Annotated in this window: 3 protein-coding genes; all 3 read left to right on the forward strand. The window is 32.2% G+C overall.

Annotated features, from left to right (window positions below; all coding sequences use genetic code 11):
• The coding region (locus B9N71_RS12690; RefSeq protein WP_085166154.1) for a PoNe immunity protein domain-containing protein at positions 1–739 on the forward strand (739 nt) is incomplete at its 5' end.
• Positions 740–881: 142 nt separating this feature from the next.
• Positions 882–1,682: a PoNe immunity protein domain-containing protein gene (locus tag B9N71_RS12695; RefSeq protein ID WP_085166155.1), complete on the forward strand. Its 801-nt coding sequence runs from the start codon at positions 882–884 to the stop codon at positions 1,680–1,682.
• A gap of 153 nt (positions 1,683–1,835) precedes the next feature.
• On the forward strand, positions 1,836–2,540 hold a 705-nt coding region (locus tag B9N71_RS12700), incomplete at its 3' end, for a PoNe immunity protein domain-containing protein (protein ID WP_085166156.1).

A 2,540-nucleotide genomic window follows, 5' to 3' on the forward strand; every position in this document is an offset into this window, starting at 1 on the left:
TCAAGAAAGACTTACAAAGCTAATTGGTATGGTTGATAACGATATGAAAAAGGAAAAAGATGGTTATGCTGAATTTATGATAGGACTACAATATCAACAACTCTGTTTAGATTATACCGTAGGTAAAAAAATCATTGGATTATCATCCAGAATGGAGTGTATTTTAAAATATATGCAAAGTTCTATCGATTATGTAGATAAATATAATATTGCCAATCCTAATGATAGAATGGATATTACTATCCTGACGGAATATTTTGAAACGGAAACGTTATCAAATTTATTAGGTTTAGCTATTTTATTTAAACGCCAAGATTGGTTTGAAACCATTGTTAAAGCTGTGGATTTTGACCAAGAAAATCGAGAAAAAGCGTTAGATAGTCTCATTGCTATGAAAATTCCAAACTATCCCATTACCGAAGAAAAAACGCCACGAGAACTGAGCTTTCGCAACCCGCTTTATAAAGCGATTCATGCCGAGCCCCCTAAAGATACCTTAAAATTCTTAGATGAATACTTGCGTCGTTGGTACGATGGGCTACGTAAAGCAGGCAATGTTTATATTGATATTCACTTATTACAACAAGGCGACTCCAGAGATTGTTGTTCTTTTCATGGCTACTGGTGTTTTGAAGCCGCCGCAGTAGCGTATTTAAAAGATATTGATGATAGCAGCCTACACCGTTTTATTTATTACCCAAAAGATATGGTTGAATATGCTCGCAATAATCATAAATAGCTATCATATAAGCTATAAAAAGGCAGAAATTATCGCTATTACCACTAGTAAGCAATCGCCTTACTCCGTTTTATTTAACAAAAAAGAAGAAATGTGTGATGCATAAAAAAATAAGTCTAAATAAAAATATAAGGAGATTAAAATGATAGAATTTGAACAAAGACGCCGTCAACAATTATTAGATGAAGATTTTTATCCGTATATACAAAATAATCTAGATTGGTTAATAAATCAATTTGAGATACAAATAAAGCAAATTAAAGACCCTTTTGTTGAATCGATGGTTAATACTCAATATGAACAATTTTGTTTAGATTACACTATAGGTAAACCAATCTCGAAATTATTTCTACGTCTAGAAATTATTATTGAATATACAATAAAAGCAATCAGTTTTGTAGAGAGACACAATTTAGCGAATCCAAATGACAAAATGAATATTTCTATTCTAACGGAATATTTTGAATCTGAAATACTGTCCAATTTATTAGGATTATGTATTTTATTTGAACGGCAGGATTGGTTTGAAATTATTGTTAAAGCAGTCGATCTTGATCAGGAAAATCGAGAAAAGGCGTTAGATAGTCTCATAGGCATGAAAATTTTGAACTATCCAGTTACTGAAGAAAAGATACCACGAGAATTGAGTTTTCGCAATCCGCTTTATAAAGCCATTCATGCTGAAAAACCTAAAGATACCTTAAAATTTTTAGATGAATATTTACGCCGTTGGTACGATGGACTTCGAAAAGCGGGAAATGTCTATATAGATAGTCATTTATTGCAACAAGGAGACTCTAGAGATACTTGTTCATTTGTTGGCTACTGGTGCTTTGAAGCAGCTGCGGTAGCGTATTTAAAAGATATTGATGATAGCAGCCTACACCGTTTTATTTATTACCCAAAAGATATGGTTGAATATGCTCGCAATAATCATAAATAGCTATTATATAAGCTATAAAAAGGCGGAAAGTATCGCTATTACCACTAGTTATAGGACAATAAAGCAATCGCCTTACTCCATTTTATTTAACAAAAAAGAAGAAATGTGTGATGCATAAAAAATAAGTCTAAATAAAAATATAAGGAGATTAAAATGACAGAATTTGAACAACAACGCCGCCAAAAATTATTAGATGAAGATTTTTACCATTATTTTCAAGAAAGTTTGAATAGGATGATTGACGAAACTGATGTAGAAATAAAAAGTACAAAAGCTCCTTTTGTCGAATTTATGATAGGTTTACTATATCAACAATTTTGTTTAGATTACACGATAGGCAAACCTATTGTCGAATTATTACCATGGATGCAAGAAATAATTAACTATACCCAAAATGCAGTCAATTTTGTTGAACGTTATAATGTTAGTCATCCTGAAAGTGGTCTAAATATTACTATGCTAAGGGAATACTTTGAAACTGAGGAGCTATCTAATTTATTAGGACTTTGTATTCTATTTGAACGGCAGGATTGGTTTGAAATTATCGTTAAAGCCGTCGATCTTGATCAAGAAAATAGAGAAAAAGCAATTGATAGCTTAATTGCAATGAAAATCCCTAATTATCCAATCACTGAAGAGAAAACCCCAAGATTACTAAGTTTCCGTACCCCTCTTTATAAAGCCATTCATGCTGAAAAAACTAAAGATACCTTAAAATTTTTAGATGAATATTTACGCCGTTGGTACGATGGGCTACGTAAGGCTGGTTATGAGTATATAGATACTCACCTATGGCAACAAGGTGACACTCGAGATTGTTGTTCATTCTATGGTTATTGGTGTTTTGAAGCCGCTGCG

The organism is Gilliamella bombi, assembly GCF_900103255.1.
Classification (GTDB): Bacteria; Pseudomonadota; Gammaproteobacteria; order Enterobacterales; family Orbaceae; genus Gilliamella; species Gilliamella bombi.